The 24,382-nt window shown below is 45.9% G+C and carries 27 protein-coding genes; 8 read left to right on the top strand and 19 right to left on the bottom strand.

Annotation, left to right across the window (positions count from 1 at the left end; genetic code table 11):
- Positions 1 to 22: 22 nt before the first annotated feature.
- The 9 genes from flgK to flgF all read right to left on the bottom strand — a co-directional run bounded on the left by flgK (position 23) and on the right by flgF (position 8,499).
- The gene (gene flgK, locus HW988_RS02485) at positions 23 to 1,429 is read right to left on the bottom strand and encodes a flagellar hook-associated protein FlgK (protein WP_181606081.1); all 1,407 of its coding nucleotides are present in this window, start codon (positions 1,427 to 1,429) and stop codon (positions 23 to 25) included.
- Positions 1,430 to 1,530: 101 nt separating this feature from the next.
- Positions 1,531 to 2,055, bottom strand: a complete 525-nt coding sequence (locus tag HW988_RS02480) for a flagellar protein FlgN (RefSeq protein ID WP_255490172.1) — start codon at positions 2,053 to 2,055, stop codon at positions 1,531 to 1,533.
- 121 nt (positions 2,056 to 2,176) lie between these two features.
- Complete coding sequence (flgM, locus tag HW988_RS02475) at positions 2,177 to 2,506, bottom strand: flagellar biosynthesis anti-sigma factor FlgM (protein ID WP_142698846.1); 330 nt, start codon at positions 2,504 to 2,506, stop codon at positions 2,177 to 2,179.
- 101 nt (positions 2,507 to 2,607) lie between these two features.
- Positions 2,608 to 3,756 carry a rod-binding protein gene (locus HW988_RS19090; protein WP_255490171.1) on the bottom strand — a complete coding sequence of 383 codons (1,149 nt, stop codon included), beginning with the start codon at positions 3,754 to 3,756 and terminating at the stop codon, positions 2,608 to 2,610.
- A 376-nt stretch (positions 3,757 to 4,132) separates the two neighbouring features.
- Positions 4,133 to 5,143, bottom strand: a complete 1,011-nt coding sequence (locus HW988_RS02465; RefSeq protein WP_142698845.1) for a flagellar basal body P-ring protein FlgI — start codon at positions 5,141 to 5,143, stop codon at positions 4,133 to 4,135.
- Positions 5,136 to 5,915, bottom strand: a complete 780-nt coding sequence (locus HW988_RS02460; protein WP_255490170.1) for a flagellar basal body L-ring protein FlgH — start codon at positions 5,913 to 5,915, stop codon at positions 5,136 to 5,138. Before HW988_RS02460 ends, HW988_RS02465 begins: the two co-directional genes overlap by 8 nt.
- Positions 5,912 to 6,841 (bottom strand): flagellar basal body P-ring formation chaperone FlgA, encoded by a 930-nt coding sequence (gene flgA, locus HW988_RS02455; protein WP_181606079.1) that lies wholly within the window; start codon positions 6,839 to 6,841, stop codon positions 5,912 to 5,914. The genes HW988_RS02460 and flgA overlap by 4 nt, the downstream gene beginning before the upstream one ends.
- Positions 6,842 to 6,846: 5 nt before the next feature.
- Positions 6,847 to 7,629: a flagellar basal-body rod protein FlgG gene (flgG, locus tag HW988_RS02450; protein WP_181606078.1), complete on the bottom strand. Its 783-nt coding sequence runs from the start codon at positions 7,627 to 7,629 to the stop codon at positions 6,847 to 6,849.
- A 48-nt stretch (positions 7,630 to 7,677) separates the two neighbouring features.
- Positions 7,678 to 8,499 (bottom strand): flagellar basal-body rod protein FlgF, encoded by an 822-nt coding sequence (gene flgF / locus HW988_RS02445; RefSeq protein ID WP_142698841.1) that lies wholly within the window; start codon positions 8,497 to 8,499, stop codon positions 7,678 to 7,680.
- 221 nt (positions 8,500 to 8,720) lie between these two features.
- Here flgF and HW988_RS02440 point away from each other — a divergent pair, with 221 nt between their 5' ends.
- Positions 8,721 to 9,686: a lytic transglycosylase domain-containing protein gene (locus HW988_RS02440; protein WP_181606077.1), complete on the top strand. Its 966-nt coding sequence runs from the start codon at positions 8,721 to 8,723 to the stop codon at positions 9,684 to 9,686.
- Between the two features lie 24 nt (positions 9,687 to 9,710).
- Complete coding sequence (locus HW988_RS02435; RefSeq protein WP_181606076.1) at positions 9,711 to 10,898, top strand: aspartate kinase; 1,188 nt, start codon at positions 9,711 to 9,713, stop codon at positions 10,896 to 10,898.
- 60 nt (positions 10,899 to 10,958) lie between these two features.
- On the opposite strand, the gene HW988_RS02430 is transcribed toward HW988_RS02435, so the two are convergent.
- Positions 10,959 to 11,294 (bottom strand): hypothetical protein, encoded by a 336-nt coding sequence (locus HW988_RS02430; RefSeq protein ID WP_181606075.1) that lies wholly within the window; start codon positions 11,292 to 11,294, stop codon positions 10,959 to 10,961.
- A 377-nt stretch (positions 11,295 to 11,671) separates the two neighbouring features.
- Positions 11,672 to 13,057 (bottom strand): hypothetical protein, encoded by a 1,386-nt coding sequence (locus HW988_RS02425; protein ID WP_255490169.1) that lies wholly within the window; start codon positions 13,055 to 13,057, stop codon positions 11,672 to 11,674.
- A 151-nt stretch (positions 13,058 to 13,208) separates the two neighbouring features.
- Between HW988_RS02425 and HW988_RS02420 the strand changes: the two genes are divergently transcribed.
- The 3 genes from HW988_RS02420 (at position 13,209) to HW988_RS02410 (ending at position 14,744) form a co-directional block, all read left to right on the top strand.
- Positions 13,209 to 13,694 (top strand): glutathione peroxidase, encoded by a 486-nt coding sequence (locus HW988_RS02420; protein WP_181606074.1) that lies wholly within the window; start codon positions 13,209 to 13,211, stop codon positions 13,692 to 13,694.
- Positions 13,695 to 13,874: 180 nt separating this feature from the next.
- Positions 13,875 to 14,174 (top strand): hypothetical protein, encoded by a 300-nt coding sequence (locus HW988_RS02415; protein ID WP_181606073.1) that lies wholly within the window; start codon positions 13,875 to 13,877, stop codon positions 14,172 to 14,174.
- A gap of 159 nt (positions 14,175 to 14,333) precedes the next feature.
- The gene (locus HW988_RS02410) at positions 14,334 to 14,744 is read left to right on the top strand and encodes a hypothetical protein (protein ID WP_181606072.1); all 411 of its coding nucleotides are present in this window, start codon (positions 14,334 to 14,336) and stop codon (positions 14,742 to 14,744) included.
- Positions 14,745 to 14,747: 3 nt separating this feature from the next.
- On the opposite strand, the gene HW988_RS02405 is transcribed toward HW988_RS02410, so the two are convergent.
- On the bottom strand, positions 14,748 to 15,146 hold the full coding sequence (locus HW988_RS02405; RefSeq protein ID WP_181606071.1) for a DUF2388 domain-containing protein: 399 nt from the start codon (positions 15,144 to 15,146) through the stop codon (positions 14,748 to 14,750).
- Between the two features lie 330 nt (positions 15,147 to 15,476).
- Here HW988_RS02405 and HW988_RS02400 point away from each other — a divergent pair, with 330 nt between their 5' ends.
- Entirely contained in the window at positions 15,477 to 16,157 is a 681-nt protein-coding gene (locus HW988_RS02400; protein ID WP_181606070.1) for a hypothetical protein, read from the top strand.
- 53 nt (positions 16,158 to 16,210) lie between these two features.
- Here HW988_RS02400 and HW988_RS02395 read toward each other — a convergent pair whose 3' ends face one another.
- Entirely contained in the window at positions 16,211 to 16,447 is a 237-nt protein-coding gene (locus HW988_RS02395) for a hypothetical protein (RefSeq protein WP_181606069.1), read from the bottom strand.
- A 155-nt stretch (positions 16,448 to 16,602) separates the two neighbouring features.
- Here HW988_RS02395 and HW988_RS02390 point away from each other — a divergent pair, with 155 nt between their 5' ends.
- Positions 16,603 to 17,145 (top strand): hypothetical protein, encoded by a 543-nt coding sequence (locus tag HW988_RS02390; RefSeq protein WP_181606068.1) that lies wholly within the window; start codon positions 16,603 to 16,605, stop codon positions 17,143 to 17,145.
- A 362-nt stretch (positions 17,146 to 17,507) separates the two neighbouring features.
- Here the strand turns inward: HW988_RS02390 and HW988_RS02385 are convergent, their stop codons facing one another.
- The 6 genes from HW988_RS02385 to HW988_RS02360 all read right to left on the bottom strand — a co-directional run bounded on the left by HW988_RS02385 (position 17,508) and on the right by HW988_RS02360 (position 23,113).
- The gene (locus HW988_RS02385; protein ID WP_181606067.1) at positions 17,508 to 18,251 is read right to left on the bottom strand and encodes an ABC transporter substrate-binding protein; all 744 of its coding nucleotides are present in this window, start codon (positions 18,249 to 18,251) and stop codon (positions 17,508 to 17,510) included.
- Between the two features lie 123 nt (positions 18,252 to 18,374).
- Entirely contained in the window at positions 18,375 to 19,520 is a 1,146-nt protein-coding gene (recA, locus tag HW988_RS02380) for a recombinase RecA (RefSeq protein WP_181606066.1), read from the bottom strand.
- A gap of 127 nt (positions 19,521 to 19,647) precedes the next feature.
- A complete protein-coding gene (locus HW988_RS02375) occupies positions 19,648 to 20,136 on the bottom strand; it encodes a CinA family protein (protein WP_181606065.1) in 489 nt (162 codons plus the stop codon).
- The gene (locus HW988_RS02370) at positions 20,137 to 20,616 is read right to left on the bottom strand and encodes a phosphatidylglycerophosphatase A (RefSeq protein ID WP_181606064.1); all 480 of its coding nucleotides are present in this window, start codon (positions 20,614 to 20,616) and stop codon (positions 20,137 to 20,139) included. It lies immediately after the preceding gene.
- 340 nt (positions 20,617 to 20,956) lie between these two features.
- On the bottom strand, positions 20,957 to 21,259 hold the full coding sequence (locus HW988_RS02365; protein WP_142698827.1) for a KH domain-containing protein: 303 nt from the start codon (positions 21,257 to 21,259) through the stop codon (positions 20,957 to 20,959).
- Between the two features lie 144 nt (positions 21,260 to 21,403).
- The gene (locus tag HW988_RS02360; protein ID WP_181606063.1) at positions 21,404 to 23,113 is read right to left on the bottom strand and encodes an AMP-binding protein; all 1,710 of its coding nucleotides are present in this window, start codon (positions 23,111 to 23,113) and stop codon (positions 21,404 to 21,406) included.
- A 109-nt stretch (positions 23,114 to 23,222) separates the two neighbouring features.
- Between HW988_RS02360 and HW988_RS02355 the strand changes: the two genes are divergently transcribed.
- Complete coding sequence (locus HW988_RS02355; RefSeq protein ID WP_181606062.1) at positions 23,223 to 24,374, top strand: metallophosphoesterase; 1,152 nt, start codon at positions 23,223 to 23,225, stop codon at positions 24,372 to 24,374.
- Positions 24,375 to 24,382 lie beyond the last annotated feature (8 nt).

Here is a 24,382-nt window from a genome sequence, read left to right as displayed (position 1 = left end):
AGCTCTGCTCGGCTAGGGCCGCTTATAGACGTTTCAAGTTAAGAACAGTGTCGAACATCTCGTCTGCAGTTTTGATCAAACGTGCAGAAGCATCGTAAGTTTTTTGGAACTCGATCATTTTCGTTGTCTCTTCATCCAAAGATACACCGCTGATAGATTCCCTGATATTCGTCAATTGATTGATGACGTTTTTTTGTGACTCCTGAGACTTTACCGCACGCTGAACCATGGCACCGACCTGACCCACCTGCGTGTTGTAATAGTCGTCCATTGTTGCCGTTCCGCCATCCATCACTTGCTTATATTGCAAAGACGAGATCACATTGGCGACTGTATTGTCACCAGGGGCATCCGCACGGGAGCCGGCTGCGATTCTGGAAACGTCATTGAATATAGTTTTATTCATCGAAATATTCGCAGCGGCACCTTTCACAGATTCCGGTTGTTCAAAGAATAAAACGCCTGTCTTGCCATTACGGTCGAAACCTTCGATGTGGGCTTTATTTACTTCTGTCGCCAAAGTGTAAGCCAAGTTGTCGATATGACCCAATAGATCTTCGATCACATGGTCACGAACATCCAAAGCACCACCAATGCGACCACCGGAAATCTGCTCAGTCACATTCGCTGGAGTTCCTGTGCCTTGATAGAAGATTTCCATACGGTCACGAGTATCCGTTTGACGAGCTTTCAATTCAGACGCACCGGTTCCGGAAACCAGGATCGCTGTACGACCCGCAGTTACGGAGACCATGCCGTCTTTGCCTTCAGCCCAAGTGATATCGATCTTATCACCCAGTTTTTTTAGCAAAAGATCACGACGGTCACGTTCGTCATTCGCCGGAACTTTTGACACCTCAACTGTTTGAATTTTTTCATTCAGAGAGGCGATCTCTTTGGTGATCTCATTCACTTCGCCGATAGTTGTTTTGATTTGGGCATCAAGGTCTTCCTGAACACCACGCAACTGAGAAGTCACGCGACCGAAATCTTTTACCATCCCCACAGCTGTCTCACGCACCATTGTACGGGAAGCCAAAGACTCGGGATTGTTGGAAAGTTCACGGAAACCATTGAAAAAGTCTGTCACGTATTGGTTCAGACCCTTATTGTTTTGTTCGTTATAGATTTGTTCAACACGAGAAAGACCATCCGCACGGGAATCTTCGAATCCCATGGTCATGCCTTCTTTTTGAATTTGTTTTTCTAACCAAGGATTATTAACGCGCGTTACGACACCGGCACGGGCACCCATACCGATTTGCAAACCACCCTCACCAATAGGAACGTTCGAAAGAAGTTCCACTCTTTGACGAGAGAAACCTTCCGTGGATTTATTGGCGATGTTATGACCGACCGTTTGCAACGCTGTCTGAGAATTCATCAGCGAGCGTTTGCCGGTGTCCATCATTGCCGAAATCTTCGACATTCTGTCTCCTAGAGATCACCATCCTGGTAATCCGTGGGGTTGGTTCGTTTACTTATTACTAATACCTAGTGTACTTCAACAGTATAGGTTTAGGAACTAGCCTAGGCTTCCTTGCTGACGAAGTTACCGGAAACTTGAGGGCCTGACTTGTAGCCGCCCTTTTTCTCGTAAGTTTTCTTACCAGACAAAGTTTCTTTAATATTATCCAAGGCACCGTTCAAAGTTTGTAGCGCCGTTTGCGCGTGCTCTTCATTGGATTTATTAATTTCAGTAATGCGTTTGATCAGCATATCCAAAGCCGCATGCTGAGTGCGCAAGCGATCGGCTGCTGCGGGATTGAAAGCCATCTTCTGAGCCAATTCCAACAAACGTGGATTTTCCACGTCACCGCCCACTACGCCTGCAAGATCCATAGCATAACGGGAACGCAAAGAATCTTGAGCTCTTAGTTTATAGAGTAATTCTTCTTTGATGGAGTTGTTTTCATCCAAGGCTTCACGATCCGCACGGATCAGAATTTCTTTTTCTTTGCGAACAAGATCAAGAAGTGTGCGGTAAATTTTGGTGAGTTCTTCAAGGTTGGCTTCGAGCTTCTGAAACGCTCTTTCTGCTACTGCTACATCCATCTTCATCGTCCTTGTGAAGTAGGTTTGTCTATTCACGCGCATCGTGCGCAATTTATTCGGAGAGATTAGCCAGCGTCCGTCGCTGTTGTGACATCAGTGTTTACCGATGCCACAGTGAAAATTAAAACTCTAGATGTTCATCAACCATTTTGTCTGCGATTGATTTCGCATCAACTTTGTAAGTTCCTTTGTCGATCATATCGCGGAACTTCGCAACTTTCGCTTCATCAACATCCGGAGCTGACATTGCCAATTCCTTGATGCGTTTCGCTTCTTGTGCGCGAGGAGACAATTGAACTTTTGAAGATTCATCTTGAGCTTGCGCAATTGCATCCGCTTTTACGTCGGCAATTTTGCTTGCAGCTTTACCTGCTACGCCCGCAGCTTTGTCGGATTTACCAGCATCAGTAAGGTTCAGATTTTGACCTACTTTGTTGTGTGTAATTTTCATCGACAGCTCCTCTTTCTAACTCTGAATTTCAGAGTCCGTGAGTGTTACAAAACACTCTTTCTATTCTTAACATAGTACCATAACGAGACATTTCTACCAAATCATTCTGAGACAGTTTCTTGTCCTGTCGGATGGTCTGGTTCCACCGTCCAATAGAGGCTTTTTGCCTCTGAGCTCAAAATGCCAAGGGTCTCGCCAGCTTGGACCTTTTTACCTGTCTCAATTTGAGACACTTCGCCCAAAAACACGACCTGACTTTTTAGACCATTGTCGTGCTCAATTTCCACCATTGTTTGCTTATCCACCAAGTTACGCACAGCCCGCAAAGTCCCACCCCAAGGGGCTTTCACCTGATTTTCAGATGCTTCAACAGCTTTTGCCCCCGCAACCGGAGGAGCCGTTCGAGAAATGCGATACGACATAGAATCTTTGGCACGCCCGGGATGACGAAATTGATGAGCCGTAAAATTACTTTTCTCATTCAAAGCAATCGGCCCCATCGGTTTCAATTCTTTCTTGGCAATCCCCAACTGCGCACCATAACGTTGCACCAATTGATCATAGATCATCGAAGAAAGCCCAATGCCACCCTTCTCACTCCACTTATCAACATATTCACCATCAAGCTGCTCACGAAAAATCTTTTCAGCCTGATTCACCTGAATAAATCCACTCTCATGAACAGTGGATCGCATAGCCTTCATCATCTCACCCAAAAAATGTTTCTCATACATCTTAGAAACATCTTTCAATTTCTCATCAGCCGACTTTTGCACCGGCCTACCCATAAACCGAGAAGGCATAGCCTTAAACTTAGACCGATCAACAGAAGCCGCCGCAGGATCCAAAGCAACCCCACTCTTAGCCGCCGCAGCCTGCGAAGCAGCCGCCGCCTTAGCATCAGCCTCCGCCTTCTCACGAGCCTCAACCTGCGCCTGCACAGCAGGATTCTGCCGCAAAGGAATCTCCATCATCTCCGCGCGAGCTTGCAAAGCAAGCAAGCCAAACACAACCAAAGAAACAGAAGCCACATACTTAACCGGAACAAACGGAAGAAGATAATTCCCCGACGCCACAGGGACCTCTAGATCACCATTGGATCTCAAAAGGCGTGCATGATCTCCATTCCCACTCCCCAATTTAGTTTCATCATTCGATGAAGTTACCGAAGAGGATTGACGAAGGGCTCCCAGCGGAGCTTTTATCAAGTTCCGCAGCCCTGTGGGAATAGAAGAAAGAAAAGAAAACATCGAACCACTATTCATAGAAATTAATTAGACTCATCAAGAGCGAGGACTGTCCGAAGAGAAAAGCTCCGCTGGGAGCCCTTCGACAATCCGTCGTCGTTAGAAATTTCAAATCGAAATGAAGAAAAAAAATGGGGAGTGAGATTCGGAGAATCATGCACATCCTGTGCTTGACTCTTTAGAGTGTAGCGTCCGCTCAATTTGGTCACTCCGTGACCTTGCTGATCTTTTGCTTCTGTTTCCTGCGAGAAAACTTGTACTCTTGACCATCCATGGTTCGCGATCTCTTCCTCACCCTCCCCGCGTCCTAAACACTTCCATGTGTCTAAGACATATAAATTCAGTTTATTAAAAGGTGCGTCATTATGAAACAAAAATTTCATAATACTTCGAGTTCCCCGTGCAAAGCTCCAGCTGCCTTGATGGACTGAAGTATAGTTATCAGGTCCTTTGGCGTGACTCCCATTTTGTTAAGAGCCTGCACAAGGTCACCGACACTGACACCCGGTTCAAGAACTGCGACCTTTTCTTCAACAGTTCCTTTTTTGCCATCGCCCACTTTCACTGAGAGTGAACCATGAGAGATCGCAACTTTTGAAATCTTCACCTTATCACCGATCACGATCGTGCCGGTTTTTTCATTCACAACAACACGCGCTTTCATATCAGGATTGATGTCGATAGATTCGATCGTTGCCAGCAACTCGACACCACGATTTTCATAGGCAAATGGCGTGATAATATCAATCGTACCGCCATCTTTAGCAGAGGCATAGTGGCCGCCAAGCTCTTTGTTGATGGTCAACACAGAACGAGCCGCTGTCGTGAAATCCGGATTGATCAATGTCAGACGATACATTTTGCGAGTCGCAAAGTCCGCTGTCATGTCTCTTTCAATCGTCGCACCATTAGGGATTCTTCCGGAAGTTAGATGAGCATCTTTTGGATCACCACCAATGATGATGGAACCTTGTGCGACCGCATAGACTTCGTCATTCCCTGCGCGCAAAGGCGATTGCAGCAAAGTACCACCGGCCAATGATGATGCGTCACCAATCGCACTCACTGTGATATCGATTGGATTTCCCGCTTTACCAAATGCCGGCATGGATGCTGTGATGATAACTGCTGCCACGTTTTTACTTGAGAAATCTTGACCCTCAAGTTTCACGCCCAGCTTATCAAACATGCGCACCATGGATTTGCTCATGAACTCATTTTTACCGTCGCCCGTGCCTTTAAGGCCCACAACGATACCGTAACCGATCAATTGATTTTCACGCACACCACGAATTGTCGCGATGTCTTTCAAACGCGCGGCCTGGGCCACTTCCGCAGAAGCTGCCAACAACACCAACCCCAGAGTGATAATTTTAAATAGCTTATTCATGTGTGGCGTTCCTTCTGATGCTGACAACATCATACTGAGGGTCGAGTAGTTTTTGAGAAGTGATGCCCTCGTCATTGAAATCTTCGGGACGTAGCATACCCGTCAAAATCACTTTGTATTCACGCTTGCCAATCATGAAAGGTTGTTGACCTTTCACACGGTAATTTCCATCTGCCAACTTTTCGACAATTTTAGATGGGATGTTTTGCACATCCGCCAATCCTTCTTTGTCATCTTTAGCTTCTTCTTTCGCAGGTGCAGCCGGAGCCGCAGCCGCTGGCGAACGACCACCTTCTGCAGTCGCAGCTAAGCCGTTGTTTAACGGAGCTTGCGCACCTTTTTCCTGTTCTTCCAATTGCTTCAACAGTTTTTTGATAACGCTGACTTTGGTTTCAACCTGCTTTTGAGCTGAACCATCCAGCTTCACATTCAACATGTCACCTTCACGGCGCATTTTATTTTGAGCAAATAGGTAAGAACCTTGTCCTTCCATCACCCAAGTGGAACCTGCATTGGCCTGCAATTCGGATTCTTCTTCCATGCGGTTTTTCGTCATGCGTTTATACTGACGATCCGTTGGTACTTTCATGTTCGCGGCATCCGAATAGCGTGGCGCCTGATCGATTTTTTCCAACGGAGGATTTTCTTCTTTGCCCTTAAGAGACGTGACGAAATCATTCACTGTTGCGCAACCTGTTGCCAGGATCATCGCCGTGAAAATTGCCATAACGGCAGCAAACTTAACGAATGGGGTTTTACCAAAATTCATCATTGTAACTTCACCACGCCTTTTTCAGCGATAATCGCTGAAAGAACTTTTTGTGTTTCCAGATTTTTAACCTTAATCAAATCACCGATGTAGCCCGTGTCCTCTGCTTGGACGTTGACAGAGACTTCGAACGTGTCATCGCCGATGATGGCTTTAACAATCTGTCCCCTCTTAGCTGCCGGTTCACGTTTGAGATCGGAAGCCCATACTGGAGTTCCGACGGGAAGTGCGCGAGCGGCCAATTGCCCATTGGCATCTTCAATACGCAGACCACTGTCTTTCGCAAAGGTCACATCGACCATTTGCATTTGAAGATCCTGGGAATTAACACGCTCCCCTTGTGAGATCAGTTTTGTCGTCACCGGGGTTAATTTCGAAACGCGAATAGTGCCCGAAATCCATTTAATTTGACGTGAGTCTCCGTCGCGTACCGGCAACAGGAAACCACCTTTCGTGCTTAGCTGCGACATATCCAGGTCCCAGGCACGATTGGCCGGATTTGGCGTGGATTGAATTGTAATCTTGTATTCACAATCTGCACAGCGCGCCGTTAGGTAATTAGTAATTTTGCGCTCTACTTCCTGGCGGGAAACCGGAGATTTTGCAAACTCCACTTTCACCACACTGGGAATACGAAACGCAGGTTTGGAATTGCGGAAGTCCTCGTTGTTTTCCATTTCATTTTTTAGAATGGTCAAAACTTCCTTAGCTTCCAGCTTTTGAGAGATCAAAAGTTCACGGGCATCTTCACGAATAACGATCGACTCGATTTGCGCAACCAAAGACTCATTGGCACCCTTAACAACAGCGACATCGCCCAAACGCAACAAGGGACGTTGGGAAATCTCCACCGTTGCCGGAATGGAAATCTCAGGCCTTGCAAAGGCTTGAGTACTCATTAGTAAAGTCAGAGCCAAAAGTACTTTCATCAATATTATCTCAAATTGTTGATGGATTGAAGCATCTGATCAGAAGCTTGAATCACTTTAGAGTTTGTTTCGTAAGCACGTTGAGCCGTGATCATGTTCACCATCTCATCAACGATATTCACGTTGCTGGATTCCAACTGACCTTGTGCCAAATAGCCTGTGCCGTTCAAACCAGGACGTGAAGTCACCGGTTGACCGCTGGCTGGAGTTTGCGTGAACAGATTTTTACCCATGGCTTTCAACCCAGCCGGGTTCACGAACGTTGTTAAATCGATATTGCCCACGACTTGTGGAGCTTCGTTACCTTGAATAGTACGAACTTCCCCGGTTGGAGTGATCTCGACGCCGGAAACGTTCATGGGAATCGTGATCTCAGGCTGCAAAGTATTGCCATTTTTATCAATCAAACGACCTGTTGGATCTTTTTTAAATGAACCATCGCGCGTATAAGCCACTTCGCCATCGCCAGTCATCACGCGGAAAAATCCTGCACCTTCAACTTGAATGTCGAAAGGATTTTTTGTGACTTGCGCATTACCATTTTCAAAATCTTTTTGAATCGCTGCTGTGCGAACGCCCAAACCTGTTTGCACACCGTTTGGAGAAACCGAATTCATGCCGGTCACCGCTCCTGGCTCTTTTTGAGTTTGATACATCAGATCTTCGAACTCAGCGCGTGACTTTTTGAAACCTGACGTCGAGGAGTTGGCAATATTATTGGCAATAACATCCATATTTGTCTGTTGTGCCGCCATGCCCGTAGCCGCTGTATTCAAACTCTTAAGCATTTAAATTCCCTCCTGGAATTTTTCACTAACTAAAAACTTTTAGATCTATTACTTAACGCTACCAACGACGTTAACCATCTTCTCAGCCATTTGGTCATAGGCGTGGATGGCTTTTTGCGTGCTTTCAAAAACACGGTTGGTTTGAATCATGTCCGTCATTTCTTGCACGACATTGACGTTGGAAGTTTCAATAAAACCCTGACGAACACTTGGGTTCGCAATATTAGTCACTTCCGCATTCATATTGGGTTTAAATCCGTACAATGAACTCCCCATCTTTTGCAAAGAATCGGGATTAGCCACGTTCACCAAAGAAAGTTTGCCCAAATTATTGGTGCCCTGAACCACATCGCCATTATCTGCAATAGTGATAGGACCACCGCCAGCCTCTAATCGGAAAACGCGGGAAGCAGGATCTGCTCCACCAGCAGCATCCGCTCTAAGAACTGGATGACCATCTTTAGTTACCAATTGACCGTTGCCATCCAATGTAAAATTCCCGGCGCGTGTTAGTTTCACGCCACCCGGAGTTGCCACTTCAAAGAAACCTTTGCCATCAATCGCCACGTCTAAAGTATTGCCCGTGGGTTTTAATCCACCTTGAGAGAAATCCGTGAATGTCCCTTTAGTGTCGACATAGCTTTTGTCGCCACCCTGCATGTTATAGAAGCTTTCTATCGAAGCGACATCACGAGGGATTTGAATAACTTCAGGAGGTTTTTCGTTGGCCGTCAGATACTCTTGAAAGAGTTGCTGGTCGCGTTTAAACGCAGGCGTGTTCACGTTCGCCAGATTATTGGCGATCGTATCCAGTTTCGTACTTTGTGCCATCGCTCCGCTCAGTGCAGTATAGACGCCTTTTACACTCATCAGATCTCCCTCTTCCTGTTGAGCAGCAAGGTGTATGCCAGCATTTGACAGGACCGATCTTAGTCTAGGAAAAGAACTCCACGACTAGACTTCTGTCGTGATGAAAATTTATGGACTCAAGTTTTCTGCGATTTGACCGAAGCAAGGACCTTCGTCATGGTGTCTCGTTGGCGGCAATTCTTTGTCGACAGTGTCAAAGAATCGACTTCATAATAAGGCTTATGAAAAGAACGTTGCTCGCTGGTTTGCTTACATTTCAGATGTCTGCTTCTGCCTTTGCAGAAGCCAATCCTAAGGCAGCAATACCGATGCTTCCACCAAGCCCCGTGGCTCCACAAAGTGCTCTTACTTTAAAAGAAAAACTGAAAGCCCTGACCGCACGTTCGACCCATGTTCAATCCGACAATCTGATCTTCGACTTGCCGGTGACTTACAATAACAAAGTCAGCAAGTGGGTTTCTTATTATCAAGTTAAAGGCAACAAGTGGTTCAGAGAGTGGTTGCAGCGCTCGTACAAGTATATGCCCTTCATTCAATCGGAATTAAGAAAAGCGAACCTGCCAACGGATCTTGCTTATATGGTGATGATTGAAAGTGGCTTTGCCCCGAATGCTGTCAGCTCGGCAGCAGCTGTAGGCCCTTGGCAATTCATTGAACCGACAGGTGTGCGTTACGGTTTGAATAAAAATTGGTGGCTTGATGAACGCCGTGATTTGCATAAAAGCACAACGGCCGCGATTAAATATTTGAAAGACCTCTATGAAGAGTTCGGCTCTTGGTACTTGGTTGCAGCAAGCTATAACATGGGTGAAAACGGTCTTCGTCGTCAGATTAAAAAATATGGCACCAAAGATTACTGGACACTCATCAAACTCTCCGCACTTCCTGTAGAAACCCAAGAGTACGTTCCGAAAATTCTTGCAGCGATGCTTATATCGAAAGCTCCGAACCTTTATGGCTTTCGCGACCTGGAAAAAATGGATCCGCTTGAGTACGAAACAGTTTATGTTCCTGGCGGCACCGAGCTGAATTCACTTGCTGATCATTTAGGGGTCACAAGAAAATCACTAAAAGATTTGAATGCCGAGCTGTACCTGGGGTACATTCCTCGTCAGGTTGGAAAACACGCGATCCGCGTACCAAAGGGTGCAGCGTTGATGGCGTCAAGTTTTGCAAATCGCAATTAGTACGTTTTGATTGAGGTCCATTTCATGAAACCCCTGATCGTGCAAAAATACGGCGGAGCTACACTTGCTGATCCCGAAAAGATCAAAGCCGTTTCCGCACGCGTGGCGAACCAAGCTAACGACAATTCATTAATCGTCGTCGTCAGTGCGATGGGTAAAACCACAAATTCTTTGATTGATTTGGCAGCCCAAGTTTCCACTCATCCACAACGTCGCGAAATGGATATGTTAATGAGTGTGGGCGAGCGCATCAGTATGTCGCTGGTATCCATGGCACTGAATGATTTGGGTTGTCCCGCGATCAGCTTCACGGGAAGCCAAGCGGGAATCTTCACTGACGACTCTCACGTTAACGCATTCATCAAAGACGTCAAAGCCTTCCGCGTGGAAGAAGCCCTTAAATCTGAAAAGGTAGTGATCCTGGCCGGATTCCAAGGTGTTTCTCCAACCACAAAAGAAATCACAACATTAGGTCGCGGGGGTTCCGACACTTCCGCCGTTGCGATGGCAGCAGCCTTCAATGCTGAACGCTGCGAAATCCTAAAAGACGTACCCGCAGTATTTACCGCAGATCCAAATATCGTTAAATCAGCAAAGCCCTTGCAAGAGCTGAACTACGATCAATTAATGGAAATGACTTTCTGGGGCGCCAAAGTTCTGCATTATCGTTCAGTGGAGTTAGCGAAAGTCCGCGAAGTCACACTGTACATCGGCCCCGCATCCAACAAAACTTCTGACGGCACCCTCGTAAAAAAAGGATTGAATATGTTCGAGTCCTGCAAAGCTTTGTCACTGAACTCCCACGAAACAGTTCTGGAAATCAAATCCCAGGAAAAAAACACAGCAAAAGCCCTAAAGCAGTTGCAAGCTCTGTTCGAAGAAAAACAAATCGCCTTCCCGCAACTTCTGCACTGTGAAATTAACAAAGACCACGCAGAAATCCTGCTAACAGGCCCCCAAGAAACCATGGGTGCAGTAAAGCGCGAACTACAAGCTCAAAAAAGCTTCACCCTCAACCCAACCGATTTCTCAACAGTAACTCTAACGTGCACAGGCGCCACCTCCCCAGAAATCCCCCAAAAAGTCCTAGAAAAAATGGACAGCGCACAACTCCAAGCCCACAAACTAATAATGAGCGCCATGAGCGTCACCGTAGTAGTAGATTCCACTTCAAGAAAACAAGCCATCGAATCCCTACACGCTCTGATCTAAAAATAGAAAAGCCAGGTTCAACACCTGGCTTTTTTTTTATTTCAAAATTTAGCATCAAAATTAAAAGCTACCAGTACAAGTCAAAGCTTCAGGCTCACCATTCTGCCCGATGAACAAGTTAGCCTTCATCTGACCATTACGAGCACCCATAAAAACAAAGAATGAACCGATCTTATTAGATTCAGGCAATGAATCCGTAGCAACAAAAGTATTCTCCTCTGGCCCATTACCAACCAAACCAGCAACAGCCACCGTCATCTCAGGCGCCAACAATACAGTTTGTGCATCTGAATCAGCAACAACAGTATGCTTATCACCCTCACAAACAACAACACCAGCCAAAGCGTTCACACCAAAAGCCGAAACCAAAGCAAAACCAAGAATAGTCTTTTTCACGTAAATCTCCTGTTTAAAAAATAATATCGCGAAAAAGAACCTACTCCACCCAACCCCGATCCCAAAACCCCCCAGATATTATTTTCACCAAAAAACACCACACATAAAGTTAACACTTCAGCAAAAGAAAAATCTCGGCCCACACGAAGACTTCGTTACTTCCTTAATTATTTAACACGAAAAATAGAAGACCGAGGGGCCTGAAGCGGCCCCGATGGTCGATGCCTGCACAAAGTCGACCTCCGTCGGCGCATGGATGCGCGCACCCGCCAAAGGCGGGCGACGGTGAGCCACGATGGCGTGTCGACGGCGCTGCAGGCAGCGAACAGCGGGGCCGATTCAGGTCCCGCGATCGAAGATTTTAAAGAGTTAAAAAATTAAGGAAGTAACGAAGGACTCATCACTTGATAACGGTTCTGAACTTTCTTCCAAATGTCCGTGTGAGGACCCGTAATTCCATCAGGCCCCGTAGCTCCAGCAACCCCACGAGCATTGGGATTGTACTTCCCCCCACCCGGTAAGAACTGACGAAGATCAGGTCCGCCTTTAGCTGCTAAAGCATTCGCAGCAGAATTAAAGAAGCCCCCTTGGCCTTCGCCATCAGAGCCGCCTCCACCACCAAACATTCCTCCGCCGCCACCACCGCCACGGAATCCCCCGTTTACAGCTGTGCTTTTCGCAGGATCAGTGCCTTCACCACCCTGTTTACCACCGGAGCCACTGGCACCGCTGGAACCCCCGAAAGAAACGCCGCCACCTTGCTTACCATCAATACCCGCATCGCTACCGCTAGAGCTAAGCTCAGCTTGTTCGATACCAATATTTGGAAGATCGCCAGTGAAATCACTCGCGCTAGCGGAGCTACCTGTACGGGATGAATTATCAATCGTCGCCAATCCACCACCTGAATCACCGACAACATTTGAAGTGCCCAAGCAGGAAGGGTCGCTTGGGTTTTTAGAACAGATACAAACCTTATTAGAAGCCATCGTTGGGTTGTTACAATCCATCACGACGTTTTCACACCCCGCAAGACTTGGATTTGCCGCACACAATGAAGCCAAATCGGAAGAACCATCCGCCGAAGTCAACGAAGCACACTGAGAAGCATTCGCAGCAGTTTGCGCGATGTTCGTCATAGCCTGTTGGGCTTCACCAATTTTTGCGGTGTAAGATGCACATTGATAAACTGAATCGGACGCTTGGGCTTTCATCGCAGTCAAATTAGGGTCCGTTTGACAAGCAGCCGTAGTGGCTAAATATCTTTGAGCCGAAGAGCACGTCGAATTACAGTCTTTAATCGCACTGGAACAAGTCAGACGATACGCTGCTACTGCCGCATTGATCGTCGCGGATAATGCCGCCATGCTAGTGCAGGACTCTGAAATGCTGGAAGCCGCTTTCGCACCATAGGCCAAAGCCATTTGACTCGCCATCGATGAAGCGCTGTTCATACCCTGATTATTTTTTTGATCACAATTGCCATCCGTAGATGCGATTTCATTCGAGCATTGCGCCATCAGTTTTTGAAACTGCATGGAACACACAGTTGCTCCCGTCGTCACACCTGAAGTGCGCGAAGTAGTGCCGCTTTTTATACAATTAAAAATTCTTGTATTCCCACTGTTGCTGACGACAGCACACTTGTAACCACTGCCACAGGCGTTATTGCAACTACTGTCTGTATAGTTTTGCGCTTTTGCGACGATCGAATACGAAAAGGCAAAAAGGCAAAGCAGAAATGTGCGAAAAAAGATATTCATTCCCATAGGTAACATATCGGCATCACAAGGGTTTAACTTGATGAAATACCCAGTCGTCCCCAGACTGAAAATCTCAATTTGATACAGCGCTAAATCTGTATTCAAATATAGAGATTAGGACTAGGCTAGATTACAGAATTAGGAGAACTCCATGGAACAATCACTTCAGTCATTCACTGTTAAAGACTCCGCAGGTCGCGATATTCCACTTGAAAAGTACCAAGGCCAAGTGGTCCTGGTAGTGAACGTAGCAAGCAAATGCGGATTCACTCCCCAATACAAAGGCTTGGAAGAGCTCTACGAAAAATTCAAAGACCAAGGCTTTACTATATTGGGCTTCCCCTGCAACCAATTCGGAGCGCAAGAACCGGGCAACAACGAAGAGATTCAGCAGTTCTGTTCACTGAATTACGGTGTGCAATTTCCAGTAATGGCCAAGGTCGATGTAAATGGCAGCAAAGCCGATCCATTATACAAATGGATGAAAGAATCTGCGCCGGGCCTCCTGGGCACCGAACTTATCAAATGGAACTTCACCAAGTTTTTGATTGGTAAAAATGGAAAAGTTTTAAAGCGATATGCTCCCAATGACGAGCCCAAAGACATGGTCGAAGACATCCAAAAAGCCCTTTCTTAAGAGGGAAAATCGTCATTTTGACCACCTGTTCTCATAAGGTTTTCACAAGCTTTGTGAAGACCCTTTCACACGCACGGTGAAGGCTTTGTGCCTTCACCGTATTGACTCTTTCGCGATAATAAACGAAATCATGTCCATCGAAATTAACGTTTGAAAAACAAATTTAAAAAAGGATTTAACATGAAATCACTAGTTATCGCTCTTTCAGTTTTCGCAGCAGCTCCAGCTTTCGCAACTTCTACAAACGCATGTATCACTAGCTACCTTCAACAAGGTTATTTCTTGGATCAAGCTAAAGCTCTTTGTACTAAAAGCACTACAGCTACTTGCAACGTAGGCGCTATCATGGCTAAAACTGGTTACGACTACTCTCGCGCAGCTAGCCTTTGCCCACGCGCTTCTGGTGGTTCAAACGCAGCTATCAATGAGTGTGTTGCTCAAGGTTACAACTACTCTACTTGCGCACAACTTGCTCACTAGTATTTAGTAGTTTCGTTTTTGTAGTTATTAAACCCGCTCACCCCCGAGCGGGTTTTTTTATGCCCAAAATCTGAGGCGTCCTTCGACCAAAAATTAGACACTATTCAAATCTTTCAGATTTTTCTCTAGACCCCGGTCCAGCTGGCCGATAAGTCATTCATGAAAACAGGAAAAATCATTCAAGCCAAAGATGCCTTTGAACTTTATGGAAAAGTTAGATCGGAAATTCAATTCGAGGATTTCACTCCGCGAACATTTACGATTTATCACTTCACTAAAATTTCAGCATTTGAATATGTTGTGGATGATATGCTTAAAGGCGTGAATCACGATCACACCCAGGACTTCATTGCGAAGTTTCCGGACTACGATACTTTCTGCGGAGTCGATTCAACAGGAAAAGATCATTTGTTTTCTTTTGGAAGCAAAGAGCTTTACGCGACGGTGGTTTATACACCGATGAAATCATGGACGGAAGTTTATGAAGACCACCTGGGCAACCCTCGATACAACGAGTACTTAAGAACCCAGGCAGTCATGTCACATGTTGAAAAGAAAATAGCTTCTTAACAACTACCAGTTGATGATGTCTTCAGCCAATTCAAAGTCTGAACTTTGAGTTTTTGGATCCATCTTGCGAAGAAGCTCCACTGCACGAACGAATTTCACACCCTTCTCATCACCTTCTGTAGCAATGTATAGAGCTGCGTCGTCCTTAGAATCCATAATCACTTGCTTGTAAGCACAACCATCACCGGATCCGCATGCAGTCGCAGATGTCAGCATCAAAACTCCAGTGTATGCACTTAGAATCGAAGCCACTTCGTTGCTGTCGTCACGACCGCCATGATGATATCCACCACCGTGACCATGTCCCGGACCAGGACCGTAACCGCCCCCGTGATGACCACGACCTGCAAACGCTGATGCGCTGAATGCAATAACTACAAGTGATACCAATACGCTTTTCATTTTTAACCCCCGTGTATACTGTGCGGTTCCTATATACAAGGAGCCTGCCAACCTCTCAAATGTATCTTCTGCAACAGATACGTTTTCAGAGAAATGTCAGAAAATTTCAGAGACATTTTGTCTCCGATTTTTTATGTGAAACAGAGCGGCGTGAACCGAACGACACCAGTGAAGTCGACTCAATATGATCGACTCATTTTGACTGCCTAACTTATTTTAGACAGTGTCGATTCCTTCGCCAACTATACTGCTTCATTGACACCTGATTAGTTTATAGACGGCATTTCCCTTGCATATTGGTTTATAGATTCAAAAGTAGAGGTTCCGCAAATGAGACATCGCATCGTTTTGACACTTCTAGCATTCTTCCCGCTGTGCGCGATCGCGCAGGGGAACACATCATCTTCTGAAGACCTCAAAGTTACTTTGAAAGCTGAACCAGGTTATAAAAAACAAAAACGCGTTGTGAAAACTTGGTCTATCTATCCAGCTCGCCGTGTAGTTTATGAAGCGCCTAAGGCAGCCAACTCCCCAACGAATAATCAGGCATTGCTAACTAAAACTTATGTAGATCCAACTCAGAAACGTATGCCAGCTTCTATGCCCAAACCTATGGTTGCTAAGCAAGTGGCTCAACCAAAAGCAATTGCAGCTAAATCCAGCGTTAAAGCAGTAAAACCTGTGGCAGTTGCGAAAGCACCTGTTATGAAAGCTAACCGTGCTCCAGCTTCTGTAGCGATGACTAAAGCTCCGGTAAAAGCGGCTCCTGTGAAAGCCATGGCAATGGCCCGTCAACAGCCGCAAGTCGACACTGTTGTGCAAGTTCCAACAGCGAAGCCCTTGGTTCTTGAATCAATGAGTTTCAAAGTTGCTAAATCTAAACCAGTTCAAAAAAGACAGATTTCAAATTTAAGCCCCTACCAAGCTGGGATGTCTAAGGTGACGCGTGCATCGTTGCCTAAGAAATCAAGTGGCTTGGTGGGCAGACAGAAAATCGCTTACAACAAGTAAGAGCTTTAAAACTCTGAAATTAAAAACCCGCTCCATCGAGCGGGTTTTTTTTATTATAAGCCCAGAGTAGATTTGCAGCCGGCACTCAGGCCGTCTTTATTTTTCTTCAGGCACTCTTTGATCGCGTTCATCTCTGTGACCTTATCACAGAACTTGATCTTATCCTCTTTGCAAGCCGCCATGATGTCTGTGGCCTTGCCCTTGGCTTGATCCATCATTTTAGAGGTATCGGGCATCTGTGCCATTGCTGTGCCGCCAACCAGGAGCAGCGCTACCATTGCCATTTTCATAGGGTCTCCTTTTACAGTGTTTATGGACACCCAATTTTCGCTTGGCCCCCTCAAGCAAGCAACTAGACCCCTCGTGTATTTGAGCACGGCAATATTCGTTTTCTTTTTGCTCTCTGGCAATGCCTATGATTTATTCACCTTATTGAGGGGGATCTATGAACTTTATTAAAGCTCTGATAGCAGGTCTTATGTTGTTTGCGGCTGTTGGCTGCAAAACTGTCGAAATCAAAGATGGCCGCGTTCCAAACGCTTATCTTTCAAAAGCCAAAAAGTATGAAGGTGTTTACTCTGGCCAATTCAACGGCGTATATGGCGAGTTGATATTGAGCTTTGAAGGTAACAAGCCCATCCTGAAGTACCGCAACGAAATGGGCACTGATATCTTGAATAACAACTGCCAATCTTCTTTCGGGAATTTAAGAACAGTGTATATCACGGGCAAAAAATCGAACCCGCAAGTCGACGCCGTAGAATTTGATTTTGACCGTGGTCGTTGTGCTTTGATGGTTCAAGGTCGCAAAGCCTATGTCGATTTCAAAGAGAAGAACGGTAACGTTAAGTTACAGATGCAAATCCTTCGTGAAATGCGCCAACGCCGCGAATGCCGCTGGTACCCTGGCGACAATCACCGCCCACCGTATGAAGACTGCCACTATGTGCAGGACCCAGTTTACATCTACGGAACATTCACTCGCTAAGTGGAATAGGCATTTCGAGCAGCCATTTCTTGTTCTAAAAAATGGCATAGCCCAAAAATAAAAAACCCGCTTCGAAAGAGCGGGTTTTTTATTACCACGGCCACGGTACAGGACGGTTATCACCATCACCCGCATATGCAGATGCATTTTTCGTCGTCAGTGACGTCTTCAACATAAAATCCCTTTATGTCAGTTTATGTAATCACTTCTTGTGATCACGTATCTATAATACTCCAGCATTCATTTGTTCGATGGTCAGCAGTTTTTTAGATTTTGAAAACCAAAACTAACAAAAAAACGACAATTCCAACTTTTATGTTTCATTGCTTGATAAGTGTTCACTGTTTTAGTCACGGGAAATTTTAGAAGAGTGCTTGGTAAGCGGGTTCTTTCACCAGTTTAGACATCAGATTTTCTAAACGGTCGCGGGCAATGGCCGCTTTGGGATTCACAATTAATCGCAAATCATAATGTTGATCGACTTTTTCTGAAACTAATACTTCGGCATTTTTATCGGGATTTTCACGCAAGTAGCGACGGATAAAGGGCAGCGGTACAACAGCCACTTCCACTCGCTCATGCAAAACCAATCGCACAGAGGCTAAGTTATGACTGACCAGGGAGATTTTAAAATTGGATTGCAGATAGGCTTCATCAGCATTGAATTTTGCATAACCATAGTGGTACCCCAGAATAACGGCAATTCGTTTATTCTTTAAAGAACTAAAGTAGCTTTGATCCTTCGCCTTTTTCTTAAGAGCGATATAGACCTCAGCATCTTGAACACCCACTGGCAAAGCATAGTGAGCAATGTCCTTCCAATCCCAACGAGGGTCCTCAAAAAAAATCATGTCCACTTTGCGTTCGACAAAACTTTGATAGCGACGACGACTGGGAATTTCCACCACCTTGAATTGAAAATCAGGCTGCATAGAATTTAACTGTTCTAAAACATCCGTTATGATTCCCCGACCCTTTTCCAGGTCATAGTAAGGCGCGAAACCATAAGCACCGACCAAAACTATTTTACGAGGAGCGGCCGTGCTGGCTTCAGCAAAAGAAATACCCAGAATGATAAGTAGAATTGCCAGTAACCAATGCTTCATTTAATTAAACTACGCCGTTCCCCACCGAGTCGTAATGTAATCTCTGCTACAAATAAAAAACCCGCTTGGGTTAGAAGCGGGTTTGGTGTTTCCAAGGATGTTTCAGCTAAACGCGGTCAGCGACTAGTGCTTACCTTTTTTAACTTTTTCTTTTTTCGGAGCTGCGTCTTCTGTTGGCATTTCAGTTGGCTCAGTACCTTCATGGTCTTCACCGTCTTTAGCCATTTCAGCATCAACCAAAAGTTTGCCGATACCGTTAGCTGCCAAGATCTTAGTACGCAATTGTGTCATGTACTCTGGATGTTGCTTCAAGAATGTTTTCGCAGCATCACGGCCTTGACCCATACGCTCGCCATTGATGGAGAACCATGCGCCAGATTTTTCAACCATATTTGCAGTCACTGCTAGATCCAGCAAATCGCCTTCTTCAGAAATACCTTCACCGTACATCAAGTCGAATTCAACTTTAGTGAACGGAGGAGCCATTTTGTTTTTCACAACTTTAACTGCAGTACGGTTACCAGTTACGTCTTCACCGTCTTTGATCGCGCCCACACGGCGTACATCCAAACGAACAGAAGAATAGAATTTCAACGCGTTACCACCAGTAGTTGTTTCTGGGTTACCGAACATCACACCGATTTTCATACGAAGTTGGTTGATGAAGATAACTAGTGTGTTGGAACGGTTTACAGCGGCAGTCAATTTACGAAGAGCTTGAGACATCAAGCGAGCTTGAAGACCTACGTGAGAATCCCCCATGTCGCCTTCGATCTCTGCACGAGGAACCAACGCTGCTACGGAGTCGACAACCAATACGTCGATCGCGCCAGAGCGAACCAAAGTTTCCACGATCTCAAGAGCTTGCTCACCAGTGTCTGGTTGAGAGATCAACATGTCTTCAGTGTTCACACCCAATTTACGAGCGTAGTTGATATCCAATGCATGCTCAGCATCCACGAATGCAACAACGCCACCTTTTTTCTGAGCTTGAGCGATAACAGACAAGCAAAGAGTTGTTTTACCAGAAGATTCAGGTCCGTAGATTTCTACGATACGACCTTTAGGAAGACCGCCGATACCAAGAGCCAAATCCAAGCTCAATGCGCCCGTGCTGATCGCCTCAACGTCTTTAACCAAAGAATCGTTAGCGCCCAAACGCATGATTGAACCTTTACCGAATTGCTTTTCAATAGATGAAACTGCCAATTCCAAGGCTTTGTTTTTTTCGTTTTGTGCTTTTGCATCTGCCACAGTTGTGTTTGCCATCTGCGTATCCCTCTCTATTTATGTGGTACTCACCACAAATCTTATTGTTATTTTTAGCAGCTGACGGTCCAAGGTCCTCGATTTTCGATTTTCGATTTTCCATCTTCCATCTGGGGGCTACCTGTTTCTATTTCCTGTCGAGAACTTCACACAGCCAATTCACGGAATAGTCCACTGCCGCTTGCTGGATGTCTTTGCGATTTCCCGAAAAGAATTCTTTTCGCGAATCTTCAAAGTTCGGTCCAGCAATGGCGAAGCAGACAGTGCCTACTGGCTTTCCGGGTGTTCCACCACTCGGACCAGCAATACCTGTAACTGCCACAGACCAATCAGTTTTCAGCTGTCGACGCACTCCGTGCGCCATTTGACGAGCGACGCTTTCGCTCACCGCACCCTCTTGCATGAGAGTGTCTCGACGGACCCCCAGAAGATCCACCTTCGCCTCGTTAGAGTAAGAAACCACAGAGCCTAAAAAGATGTCGGATATACCTGCTTGCTCTGTCAAAAAAGCCGAAAGTGCACCTCCAGTACAACTTTCCGCAAAACCCACTGTGAGTTTTTGGTCGCGAAGGGATCGAATGAAATCTTGTAGTCTCTTAGCGCGAATCTCAGTCATTTAACCGACCAAAACTTGCGAGCCCAACCAATTGGTGTGGCTGTAAAGAAACTGCATGATCAGACTGACAACAATACCAGCGGCAACGTCATCAATCATCACACCAAGACCTCCTTGGATCTTCTTATCTAAATATCCTATGAATAAAGGCTTGGTAATGTCCAGCAATCTGAACAGCCCAAAACCAATTAAAATGGCCTGCCATGTCATCGGCAGCCAGATCATCGCAATCAGAAAACCAGCAACTTCGTCGATCACAATTTCGCTGTGATCGTGGCCGCCCTTGTCGTCTTCATAAGCTTGCGCAGCAAGAATTCCCAAGATCGTAATAGCCATTGTCGCACCCATATAAATGAATGGACCTGCCCAATTAAGAAGCAAAACCAATGGAATGGTAGCAACAGTCGCAACAGTTCCCGGCGCTTTGGGACTTAACCCAACACCAAAAAATGTAGCCAACTTTAGAAGGAATTTTCTCATACCAAGGAGGTACGCCGACCCCCATGTGGAGGCAATTAAAATGCAGTGAGCCGAGCACCCCTGCCTTCAGCGGAGTAGATATGACATAGCGAGTTAGTTTTATGGATGGTATTAAAATTAGCGATTCGACTTTGCGAAGCATTTATCAGAATCTGAATGTCCGCTTTTGATATTATTTTGAAGCGAGGCTCTCTCTCTTACAAAGTGCCACGGAAGACTTGCACTTTGAGAGGGCTTCGCCAATCTTGCAAAGCTCCTCATCGATATCTTCAACAGCTCCAGGCAAACTCACAACGCTCTAAAATACATCACGCAGTTGAAGATTTAACAGGTCAAGAAACTATTCACTGAATTCCATGCGGTTGTTACTATGAGCCACGTAAGGAATTTCGATAATTGCACGAATCCCTTTGCGCGCCATCATGGCAGAAATCACGGCACGAATACCACCAATGTTTTTCCCTTTGGCACCGATCAATTGCCCCAGGCTTTGTGGATGACAATTTACTTTGTAAATTGTCGTACGATCTCCGACAGAATAGTTCACAGCAACTTGCTCTGCGTGATCCAACATTTCATTCAAGATAGAACACAAAATTCTTTTACCAGTTTCTCTTGCGTCGACTTTCTCTTGTTCCGACATAAGGCCCTCTCTCCAGTTGTTTTTAAATACCAACAGCGATCTCCACTCGCCGTCAGTGATATAAATTTAACCAGAATTGCAAGAACCCGCGCTGGAACAACGTCCAATAATTTTCAAATGCGAGCGTCGTTTAGGACACAGTACCTAAGGCAGATCCTGAGACCAAGTGTCGGGCAGAACTGCTTTGAAATCTTCCTCCCAAAACTCGTATTGCGATTTCTCATTCGCAGCTACGCGTTTTTGTTCACGAACACGCAGTTCTAAACGGCGAATTTTGCCTGACGTGGTCTTTGGCAAATCCGAGAATTCTATACGACGAATACGCTTAAATGGGGTCAAACGCGATCGTGAGTGATTCAAAATCTGCAATGCCAGCTCCCGCGTTGGCTCCATACCTTTAGCTAAAAAAATAATAGCTTTCGGGACATTTTGTCTCAAGGGATGAGGACTTGGGATGACCGCAACTTCGCGCACAGCGGGATGTTCAAGCAAAACACTTTCAACTTCAAAAGGACTGACTCGATAGTCGGAGCATTTAAAAATATCATCTCCGCGCCCCACAAACGTGTAACAACCATGTTCATCACGAACGGCCATGTCACCGGTGCGATAATAACTGGCGTTAGGAGTTTGTGCGACATCGCTTTCCCGATATCCGTTCATCACGCCCAGCGGATGATTGGTAAGATCGATGCAGATTTCACCTTCAGGCCCCGGGTTGTTATCACGATCTAACAAAGTAATTCGATAACCCGGCAGTGGTTTTCCCATAGTGCCCGGATGAACTTTCTGGCCCGGTGAATTTCCGATGAGAGCGGTGGTTTCTGTTTGTCCATAACCATCACGGATGGTCAGGTCCCACGCCTCTTGAAATTTGCGAATGATTTCTGCATCCAAAGGCTCGCCGGCACTGACAGCTTCACGCAGACGGATTTTATATCGACCCAGGTCTTCGACAGCCAACATCCGCCAAACAGTCGGCGGAGCACAAACAGAAGTAACTCCTTTTTTCTCCAAAGTTTCCAACATCACCTGCACATCGAATCTTTGCTGTTTGTGAATAAAAACCGTGGCCTCGGCATTCCATGGGGCAAAAAAACTACTCCACGCATGTTTTGCCCACCCTGGCGAGCTGACGTTCAAGTGAATATCTCCCGGTCTTAGTCCGATCCAAAACATGGTCGACAAATGGCCGACGGGATAGCTTTGATGAGTGTGTTCAACAAGCTTGGGCTTGGCAGTTGTACCCGACGTAAAATAAAGCAAAAGTGGATCTGTGGCTTTGGTTTCACCCTCCGCCTGAAAGTTCGCACTTTCCCGGGTGGCCTCAGAATAGTCTTCCCAGCCTTGGGCTTTACCATCGATGGTTAACTTGATTGCGGTTGGCGATTGCACATCGAATTTCACTGATTCCGCCAGGGTGGTGGCTATCAGTTTGACATCACCACGAACCAAACGGTCTTGCAATTCATCCAAAGCCACCAAGGGACTGGTCGGAATCATGACCGCTCCCAATTTCATACAAGCGAGCATCAATTCCCACAGGGCCGTTTCATTTCCCATATAAAGCAAAACGTGGTCGCCTCTTTTTAATCCCAGTCGTCGCAGATAGTTCGCAACTTGCGAAGAGCGCGCTGAGATATCGGCAAAACTGTATTTTTCTTCATGACCGTCTTCCCCCGTGATCCATAGAGCAAGGTTGTTATTACCCTCGGCCATGGGATCAAAATAATCCAGGGCCCAGTTAAAGTTCGTTAACTCCGGCCATTTGAATTCCCGAGTGGCATAATCATAATCCGCACGATGTAAAATCAAGAAGTCACGAGCTTGTTTGAATTCGTTATTTAATGCCACCGAACACCTCCTACAATGCCTGTTTAAGATTATCACTGACGCAGCTCTTCGAGGATTTGTGTTTTTGCAACTTTCTGTGCAAACACAGACTCACGTGCTATAAATAATCATGGCTGCATTTCGCGCAATTATCGTTGGTCTATTTTTCGCGGTATTCATGTACGTCGCTCACCAAATGGTGAGATATGCCGACTTATCTGGAGCCCAAACTTTATTTATCATTGCTTTTCTGGGAGCGTTGTTTGCCATCGTGATATCGATGCCGCTGTTCTTTTGGTCCCGCAGCGATGCAAGAGGCGAATCAAAACCATGGCATGATGCTTATTTCAGCGCGGCCCACTTTTCGATGGCCTATATCAGCTTTTTGTTAACCTTCATTATCCTGCGAGACATTGCCGGATTCATTTTGAACTACACAAATCCAGAATTCGTCGGCACCAAACTTTACGGCACCGAAGCAACCGGGTTGCTTTTAGTCATTCCCTTGGTCCTTTTGCTTTTGGGAACCTTGGTAGTTCGCCTGGGAGTTAAAGTTATCAAAGTTGAGATTCCCTTTGCCAATATGCCAGATGGCTTGAATGGTCTGCGCATCCTGCACATCACGGATTTACATCTGGCAGCGGGTTTGCCCGTTCAGTTTGTTCAAAAGCTTGTGGATAAAGCGAATAACTTAAAAGCCGACATGGTGGTCTTTACGGGAGATATCCTGGACGATCATGCGATCCGCCATCTTCCTGAGTTTGAGATTCTGAAATCGGTCCAATCCAAACTTGGCACTTTTTATGTCGCCGGAAATCATGAGTACTATTGGAATATCGACACGGCTCTCGCGGCTTTTCGTTCAATCGGTTATCACGTTTTGGTTAACAATACCGAAACTCTTCAAGTTAACGGCGCGACTTTGCAAGTTTCCGGGGTGGCAGATCCCGCTGCTCGTCAGTTCGGAAAAGAGCCCGCAGATCTGGACAAACTAGTAAGCCAGCAAAAACCAGAGGCGTTTAAGATCTTTTTGGCCCATCAACCCGCCATCGCGGACAAGGCTTGTGACAAAGGCTTTGATTTACAGCTTTCCGGCCACACTCATGGTGGACAATTTTTCCCTTGGAACTTCCTGATCGTATTCTTTCAACGCTATCCTAAAGGCCTTTACAGCCTCAAAAACATGCGGCTGTATGTCAATCAAGGAACAGGTTACTGGGGACCCAGTCTACGTCTAGGAACGTTCTGCGAACTGACCGAAATTACTCTGAAAAAAGCATGACATGCGCA

Origin of the sequence: Bdellovibrio sp. KM01 (assembly GCF_013752535.1) — a bacterium.
In the GTDB taxonomy this organism is placed as follows: Bacteria; Bdellovibrionota; Bdellovibrionia; order Bdellovibrionales; family Bdellovibrionaceae; genus Bdellovibrio.
The sequence above is the reverse complement of the archived record's forward strand: the minus strand, read 5'-3'. Positions and strand labels throughout refer to the sequence as shown.

What these genes read in the sequence shown, in the direction of transcription:
- flgK (WP_181606081.1), bottom strand. Translation starts at nt 1,429, where the DNA reads ATGTCGAAGATTTCGGCAATGATGGACACCGGCAAACGCTCGCTGATG.
- HW988_RS02480 (WP_255490172.1), bottom strand. Translation starts at nt 2,055, where the DNA reads ATGGATGTAGCAGTAGCAGAAAGAGCGTTTCAGAAGCTCGAAGCCAAC.
- flgM (WP_142698846.1), bottom strand. Translation starts at nt 2,506, where the DNA reads ATGAAAATTACACACAACAAAGTAGGTCAAAATCTGAACCTTACTGAT.
- HW988_RS19090 (WP_255490171.1), bottom strand. Translation starts at nt 3,756, where the DNA reads ATGTTTTCTTTTCTTTCTTCTATTCCCACAGGGCTGCGGAACTTGATA.
- HW988_RS02465 (WP_142698845.1), bottom strand. Translation starts at nt 5,143, where the DNA reads ATGAATAAGCTATTTAAAATTATCACTCTGGGGTTGGTGTTGTTGGCA.
- HW988_RS02460 (WP_255490170.1), bottom strand. Translation starts at nt 5,915, where the DNA reads ATGATGAATTTTGGTAAAACCCCATTCGTTAAGTTTGCTGCCGTTATG.
- flgA (WP_181606079.1), bottom strand. Translation starts at nt 6,841, where the DNA reads ATGAAAGTACTTTTGGCTCTGACTTTACTAATGAGTACTCAAGCCTTT.
- flgG (WP_181606078.1), bottom strand. Translation starts at nt 7,629, where the DNA reads ATGCTTAAGAGTTTGAATACAGCGGCTACGGGCATGGCGGCACAACAG.
- flgF (WP_142698841.1), bottom strand. Translation starts at nt 8,499, where the DNA reads ATGAGTGTAAAAGGCGTCTATACTGCACTGAGCGGAGCGATGGCACAA.
- HW988_RS02440 (WP_181606077.1), top strand. Translation starts at nt 8,721, where the DNA reads ATGAAAAGAACGTTGCTCGCTGGTTTGCTTACATTTCAGATGTCTGCT.
- HW988_RS02435 (WP_181606076.1), top strand. Translation starts at nt 9,711, where the DNA reads ATGAAACCCCTGATCGTGCAAAAATACGGCGGAGCTACACTTGCTGAT.
- HW988_RS02425 (WP_255490169.1), bottom strand. Translation starts at nt 13,057, where the DNA reads ATGAATATCTTTTTTCGCACATTTCTGCTTTGCCTTTTTGCCTTTTCG.
- HW988_RS02420 (WP_181606074.1), top strand. Translation starts at nt 13,209, where the DNA reads ATGGAACAATCACTTCAGTCATTCACTGTTAAAGACTCCGCAGGTCGC.
- HW988_RS02415 (WP_181606073.1), top strand. Translation starts at nt 13,875, where the DNA reads ATGAAATCACTAGTTATCGCTCTTTCAGTTTTCGCAGCAGCTCCAGCT.
- HW988_RS02410 (WP_181606072.1), top strand. Translation starts at nt 14,334, where the DNA reads ATGAAAACAGGAAAAATCATTCAAGCCAAAGATGCCTTTGAACTTTAT.
- HW988_RS02405 (WP_181606071.1), bottom strand. Translation starts at nt 15,146, where the DNA reads ATGAAAAGCGTATTGGTATCACTTGTAGTTATTGCATTCAGCGCATCA.
- HW988_RS02400 (WP_181606070.1), top strand. Translation starts at nt 15,477, where the DNA reads ATGAGACATCGCATCGTTTTGACACTTCTAGCATTCTTCCCGCTGTGC.
- HW988_RS02395 (WP_181606069.1), bottom strand. Translation starts at nt 16,447, where the DNA reads ATGAAAATGGCAATGGTAGCGCTGCTCCTGGTTGGCGGCACAGCAATG.
- HW988_RS02390 (WP_181606068.1), top strand. Translation starts at nt 16,603, where the DNA reads ATGAACTTTATTAAAGCTCTGATAGCAGGTCTTATGTTGTTTGCGGCT.
- HW988_RS02385 (WP_181606067.1), bottom strand. Translation starts at nt 18,251, where the DNA reads ATGAAGCATTGGTTACTGGCAATTCTACTTATCATTCTGGGTATTTCT.
- recA (WP_181606066.1), bottom strand. Translation starts at nt 19,520, where the DNA reads ATGGCAAACACAACTGTGGCAGATGCAAAAGCACAAAACGAAAAAAAC.
- HW988_RS02375 (WP_181606065.1), bottom strand. Translation starts at nt 20,136, where the DNA reads ATGACTGAGATTCGCGCTAAGAGACTACAAGATTTCATTCGATCCCTT.
- HW988_RS02370 (WP_181606064.1), bottom strand. Translation starts at nt 20,616, where the DNA reads ATGAGAAAATTCCTTCTAAAGTTGGCTACATTTTTTGGTGTTGGGTTA.
- HW988_RS02365 (WP_142698827.1), bottom strand. Translation starts at nt 21,259, where the DNA reads ATGTCGGAACAAGAGAAAGTCGACGCAAGAGAAACTGGTAAAAGAATT.
- HW988_RS02355 (WP_181606062.1), top strand. Translation starts at nt 23,223, where the DNA reads ATGGCTGCATTTCGCGCAATTATCGTTGGTCTATTTTTCGCGGTATTC.